Origin of the sequence: Pseudomonas sp. R37(2017) (genome assembly GCF_002113375.1) — a bacterium.
Lineage (GTDB): Bacteria > Pseudomonadota > Gammaproteobacteria > Pseudomonadales > Pseudomonadaceae > Aquipseudomonas.
In genome coordinates this window covers 90,238-96,237 of record NZ_NEHO01000020.1, presented here as the reverse complement: position 1 = coordinate 96,237, position 6,000 = coordinate 90,238, and the positions used below count along the sequence as shown (strand labels likewise).

Genomic DNA, 6,000 nt, shown 5'->3' with positions numbered 1-6,000 from the left:
CAAGATCGTCGGCGAGCTGCCCAACCCGCTGAACCCGCCGCCGGGCTGCGCGTTCCACAAGCGCTGCCCGTACGCCACCGAACGCTGCAAAACCGAAGAACCGGCCCTGCGCCTGCTTGACAGGCGTCAGGTGGCTTGCCATTACGCCGAGCAATTCCTCGACGGCGCGGCATAAAAAACTGTAGGAGCGAGCCTGCTCGCGATTGCGGACTGTCATTCAACATGTGTATTGAATGGAAGAATGCATCGCGAGCAGGCTCGCTCCTACAGGTACTGCGTCATTTACGTCTGGCTGTCACCTTCATCGGCATCATCGGAGTCCGGCTCGTCGGTGGTCGAGTCATCGTCGTTGTCAGCCCCACCCTGCCCCTGATCTCCTGGTTCCGATTCGGATTTGGCGAGCATCAACCCTGCATATCCCGCTTGCCCGCTCGAAGCCTGCTCCCCATGATCGATACATTCGGCCCAGGCCGTCGACGCCCCGAGCGATAACATCACCAACACCTTCAACAGCAGTAAAACGCGAAACAACCTGTTCATAATCGATTCCTTCCTTTCGTGGAGTGCCTGTCTGGCGCTGAGTCAAATCTAGTTCCGAACAGCCGGATTCTCCAGACAGGACGCTATCGGCTGGACGGAAATGCCCTGCTTCCAGAGATTGCTTTCGAATAACGATTATTCCGATTTGATCTCGAGCCCCCTGTAGGAGCGAGCATGCTCGCGATGACGCCGGCACATCCAACATCGATGTCGCCTGACACTCCGCCATCGCGAGCATGCTCGCTCCTACAGGGCTGGCGATCAGGCGATAAAAAACCCCGCTGCTCTCGCAAACGGGGTTTTGGATGTTTCTACTCAGCGCTTAGTGATGTTCACGCGTCGCACGGAATTTCACGTCCGGCCAGCGCTCTTCCATCAGTGCCAGGTTGACCCGCGTAGGCGCCAGGTAGGTCAGGTGACCACCGCCGTCCAATGCCAGGTTTTCCACAGCCTTGTTGGAAAATTCCTCGAACTTCTTCTTGTCGCTGCAATCGACCCAACGCGCCGAGTAAACGGTGATCGGCTCGTAGGAGCACTCGACCTTGTATTCCTCTTTCAAACGACTGGCGACCACGTCGAACTGCAGCACACCGACGGCGCCGAGGATGATGTCGTTGCTGCGCTCGGGGAAGAACACCTGGGTCGCGCCTTCTTCGGCCAACTGCTGCAAGCCCTGGCGCAGTTGCTTGGATTTCAGCGGATCCTTCAGGCGTACGCGGCGGAACAGTTCCGGCGCGAAGTGCGGGATGCCGGTGAAGCCCAGGGTTTCACCCTCGCTGAAGGTGTCGCCGATCTGGATGGTGCCGTGGTTGTGCAGACCGATGATGTCGCCAGCGAAAGCTTCTTCCAGTTGCTCACGTTCGGAGGAGAAGAAGGTCAGCGCATCGCCGATCCGCACGTCCTTGCCGGTACGTACGTGACGCATCTTCATACCCTTTTCGTACTTGCCGGAGCAGATACGCATGAAGGCGATGCGGTCGCGGTGTTTCGGGTCCATGTTCGCCTGGATCTTGAAGATGAAGCCCGAGAACTTCTCTTCCACCGGCTCCACGGTACGCTCGTTGGCCACCCGCGGCAGCGGGCGTGGCGCCCAGTCAACCACGGCATCAAGCACGTGATCGACACCGAAATTGCCCAGCGCGGTACCGAAGAACACCGGGGTCATCTGACCGTCGATGAACTCCTGCTGGTTGAACTCGTGGCAAGCACCCTGAACCAGCTCAAGTTGTTCGAGGAAGCGTTCGTACTCGTCACCCAGATGCGCGCGCGCCTCGTCGGAATCGAGCTTTTCGATGATCCTGGTTTCGGTGCGTTCGTGACCATGACCAGCGGTGTAAACAATGATGTAGTCGCCGGCGAGGTGATACACGCCTTTGAAATCACGGTAGCAACCGATCGGCCAGGTGATAGGCGCCGCCTTGATCTTGAGGACCGCTTCGATTTCGTCGAGCAGTTCGATCGGGTCGCGGATGTCACGGTCGAGTTTGTTGATGAAGCTGACGATCGGCGTGTCACGCAGACGGCAGACGTCCATCAGGGCGATGGTCCGAGGCTCTACGCCTTTACCGCCGTCGAGCACCATCAACGCCGAGTCCACCGCAGTCAGGGTGCGGTAGGTATCTTCGGAGAAGTCTTCGTGGCCCGGAGTGTCGAGCAGGTTGATCATGTGCTCGCGATACGGGAACTGCATGACCGACGTGGTAATGGAAATACCCCGCTGCTTTTCCATTTCCATCCAGTCGGAGGTGGCATGGCGGTCGGATTTACGGGATTTCACCGTACCGGCTACCGCAATCGCCTTGCCCATCAGCAAGAGCTTCTCGGTGATGGTGGTCTTACCGGCATCGGGGTGGGAAATGATGGCGAAAGTGCGGCGTTTCGCGACTTCGGCGGCCTGTTTGGTCATGGGAAATCGCCTGGCAGGTGATTCAAAAAAAGGGCGCAGATTATAGCCCAAGTTGATCGAAGAACCGAACCGTTGAGCACATCAAAGGTGCCTGGGTGCCAAATGGGCTGTCTGGCCGTCCGGACTCTCGAAATCGGAGCGATTTGACGACAATTTTTTTCCTGCCCAGCGACCGGAAAAGAATATCAACACGCCCCCACCTCCATGGCACTCCCGCACACCAGTCCGAATGACAAAAAAAGCCCTTCACCTGACCTTTTCGCAGCCAACGTCGCCGATATTGACGCCAATAGAGTTCTCCACGACCTTGTATACAAAAGCGTCGAACGTGCAGGTATTTTTAACACTTCATCAATTATCCGGAACATCTGCCTGTCATCTGGGTCGGTTACAAAGAGTGACGCCGGCAACGTGCGTCAGACGAGTGCAAAAACGCGACATTTTTTGTTGATCTCAGGCCCCTCACGCCCTAAAGTTCGCGCCGAACGTCCATGCTGGAAACGATCCATCCGGCTCAAGTACTGACGACGAGACAGCAAGGCCAAGGGAAAAGCAGCACTTCCCATGGCCTTTTTGCTTTCGGCGACATGCCTTGGGAAGTAGGCGAACCAAAGTGGGGATACGGAGGACGTTCAGAGGGTGTGTCATCGATGACACACCTCGCACCCATTGATTTCACGAGTTTGCCAATAGGAGCTCCCAAGTATGTCGATCCAGGTCGAAGACTATTTCGCGCGCGACACTTTTCAGAAAATGAAGGCGTTCGCCGACAAGCAGGAAACCCCATTCGTGGTGATCGACACCGCGATGATCGCCCAGGCCTATGACGACCTGCGCGCCGGTTTCGAATTCGCCAAGGTTTACTACGCGGTCAAGGCCAACCCGGCCGTCGAGATCATCGACCTGCTCAAAGAGAAAGGCTCGAGCTTCGACATCGCCTCGATCTACGAACTGGACAAAGTGCTGAGCCGCGGCGTCAGCGCCGACCAGATCAGCTACGGCAACACCATCAAGAAGTCCAAGGACATCCGCTACTTCTACGACAAGGGCGTACGTCTGTATGCCACCGACTCCGAAGCCGACCTGCGCAACATCGCCAAGGCCGCTCCGGGCTCGAAAGTCTACGTACGCATCCTGACCGAAGGCTCGACCACCGCCGACTGGCCTTTGTCGCGCAAATTCGGCTGCCAGACCGACATGGCCATGGACCTGCTGATCCTCGCTCGCGACCTGGGCCTGGTGCCTTACGGCATCTCGTTCCACGTCGGCTCGCAGCAGCGCGACATCAGCGTCTGGGACGCGGCGATCGCCAAGGTCAAAGTGATCTTCGAACGCCTGAAGGAAGAAGACGGCATCCACCTGAAGCTGATCAACATGGGTGGCGGCTTCCCGGCCAACTACATCACCCGCACCAACAGCCTGGAAACCTACGCCGAGGAAATCATCCGCTTCCTGAAAGAAGACTTCGGTGACGACCTGCCGGAAATCATCCTGGAACCTGGCCGTTCGCTGATCGCCAACGCCGGTATCCTGGTCAGCGAAGTGGTGCTGGTCGCGCGTAAATCCCGTACCGCGGTCGAGCGCTGGGTGTACACGGATGTGGGCAAGTTCTCCGGCCTGATCGAAACCATGGACGAAGCCATCAAGTTCCCGATCTGGACCGAGAAGAAGGGCGAGATGGAAGAAGTGGTCATCGCCGGTCCAACCTGCGACAGCGCCGACATCATGTACGAAAACTACAAGTACGGCCTGCCGCTGAACATCGCCATCGGTGATCGCCTGTACTGGCTGTCGACCGGTGCGTACACCACCAGCTACAGCGCCGTCGAATTCAATGGCTTCCCGCCGCTGAAGTCTTTCTACGTATAAAGGTAAATACTGTAGGAGCGGGTGCCCGCTTGCGGTGCCCGCTCCTACAGGGTTTCGAGCTGTTCGGTACGTAGTTGGTAATCCACAGCCATCGCCTGAATCCGTGGATCATTGGCGGCTGACAATGCCTTGCAGGCCACCCGCAAAAAATTCAGGTTGCCACCGGCCAACGCCTTGCGCAGCCAGACCAACGCTTCCTCGATATTCCCTTCGTCGGTCAAGACCGCTGCAAAGCTGAACTGCCCGCGAAAATCCCCGCCTTCAGCCGAACGCCGATACCAGTCACGGGCCGCTTGCGCATCCATGGGGCACACTCTTCCCTCCTCCAGGTATCGTCCGAGCAGGTTCATCGATTTGGCATGACCCAAGTGTGCCGCGCGTTGATACCAGGTGAACGCCAGAGCCTGATCCTGGCTGACTCCGCGCCCGGTAGCGAGCAGATTGGCGTAGTTGTACATCGCCCAATCCAGGCCGGCCTGGGCCGCGACGCGATAATGCCGCAGCGCAATCGAAGCGTCGGCAACACAGCCCCAACCATGTTCATGACAACGGCCGAGCATGTTGCGCGCCATCACGTGCCCCTGGTGGGCGGCGATGCCGAACCAGCGCAACGCCAGCGGATGGTCCTGCGCGATCCCCTGGCCGTCGAGCAGAATCTGTCCGAGCAAGGCCTGGGCTTCGACCTCACCTTCACCTGCGGCGATCAGGATGGCCTGGGCCGCACGGGCCGGACTTTCATCGAGCATGGCGCGCAGGCGCTCGCCGTCGAGCATTTCTTCGCGGCGTAAACGAAAATCCGCCACTTACACCTCGACCCAGCGACGCAACAGGTTGTGATAAGTACCGGTCAGGCGGATCAGCGATGGATGATCGGGCATGTCGCGGGTCAGTTGCTGGATGGCTCCATCCATCTCGAACAACAGCGCACGCTGGCTGTCCTCGCGCACCAGGCTTTGAGTCCAGAAAAACGCGGCCAGCCGCGTTCCGCGTGTCACCGCATTGACCTTGTGCAGGCTGGTGCCGGGGTATAGCACCATGTCGCCGGCAGGCAACTTCACCCGCTGAGTGCCGAAGGTGTCCTGGATTTCCAGCTCGCCACCGTCGTAATCCTCGGGCTCGCTGAAGAACAGCGTGGCGGACAAATCCGTGCGTACCCGTTCGATGCTGCCTTTGGGCTGGCGCACCGCGTTGTCGATATGGAAGTCGAAACTGCCACCGGCGGTGTAACAGTTAAGCAACGGCGGGAAGACCTTGTGCGGTAGCGCGGCCGACATGAACAGTGGATTTTTCCACAGTCGCTCCAGCATGGCCGCACCGATTTCCTTGGCCAGCGGATGCCCTTCCGGCAGCTGCAAATTGTGCTTGGCCTTGGCCGACTGATAGCCGGCGGTTATCTTGCCATCGGCCCAATCGGCTTGCTCGAGAGCCTCGCGAATGCGCTGCACCTCGTCTTTTTCGAACAGGCCGGGAATGTGCAGCAGCATGACGGAAACACCTGAAAACAAAGAGGCGCCAATGGTATTGATTCTTATTGCCTGTGTAAAACCCAACAGACGAATGAGTCAGCAAAAACCGTAAGGTTAAATTGTAAAGAATGTAAATTAAGTGCAAATAGTAATATTTCGCAATTGTTACGAATACCTGTTTACCCTATATTCCGCCGCCTCAAATCCTTGGGGAGGGGA

Annotated in this window: 6 protein-coding genes; 2 read left to right on the top strand and 4 right to left on the bottom strand. The window is 58.0% G+C overall.

The window, feature by feature from the left end; translation table 11 throughout:
* On the top strand, positions 1 to 175 hold a 175-nt coding region (locus tag CAG47_RS24370), incomplete at its 5' end, for an oligopeptide/dipeptide ABC transporter ATP-binding protein (protein WP_371917243.1).
* Positions 176 to 282: 107 nt separating this feature from the next.
* Here CAG47_RS24370 and CAG47_RS24365 read toward each other — a convergent pair.
* Entirely contained in the window at positions 283 to 540 is a 258-nt protein-coding gene (locus CAG47_RS24365; RefSeq protein ID WP_085728156.1) for a hypothetical protein, read from the bottom strand.
* Positions 541 to 862: 322 nt separating this feature from the next.
* On the bottom strand, positions 863 to 2,446 hold the full coding sequence (locus tag CAG47_RS24360) for a peptide chain release factor 3 (RefSeq protein WP_085728154.1): 1,584 nt from the start codon (positions 2,444 to 2,446) through the stop codon (positions 863 to 865).
* Positions 2,447 to 3,151: 705 nt separating this feature from the next.
* Between CAG47_RS24360 and CAG47_RS24355 the strand changes: the two genes are divergently transcribed.
* Positions 3,152 to 4,315 (top strand): type III PLP-dependent enzyme, encoded by a 1,164-nt coding sequence (locus tag CAG47_RS24355; RefSeq protein WP_085728152.1) that lies wholly within the window; start codon positions 3,152 to 3,154, stop codon positions 4,313 to 4,315.
* A gap of 44 nt (positions 4,316 to 4,359) precedes the next feature.
* Here the strand turns inward: CAG47_RS24355 and CAG47_RS24350 are convergent, their stop codons facing one another.
* Entirely contained in the window at positions 4,360 to 5,118 is a 759-nt protein-coding gene (locus CAG47_RS24350) for a tetratricopeptide repeat protein (RefSeq protein WP_256577532.1), read from the bottom strand.
* Complete coding sequence (locus CAG47_RS24345; protein ID WP_085728149.1) at positions 5,119 to 5,799, bottom strand: Fe2+-dependent dioxygenase; 681 nt, start codon at positions 5,797 to 5,799, stop codon at positions 5,119 to 5,121.
* Positions 5,800 to 6,000 lie beyond the last annotated feature (201 nt).

What these genes read in the sequence shown, in the direction of transcription:
- CAG47_RS24365 (WP_085728156.1), bottom strand. Translation starts at nt 540, where the DNA reads ATGAACAGGTTGTTTCGCGTTTTACTGCTGTTGAAGGTGTTGGTGATG.
- CAG47_RS24360 (WP_085728154.1), bottom strand. Translation starts at nt 2,446, where the DNA reads ATGACCAAACAGGCCGCCGAAGTCGCGAAACGCCGCACTTTCGCCATC.
- CAG47_RS24355 (WP_085728152.1), top strand. Translation starts at nt 3,152, where the DNA reads ATGTCGATCCAGGTCGAAGACTATTTCGCGCGCGACACTTTTCAGAAA.
- CAG47_RS24345 (WP_085728149.1), bottom strand. Translation starts at nt 5,799, where the DNA reads ATGCTGCTGCACATTCCCGGCCTGTTCGAAAAAGACGAGGTGCAGCGC.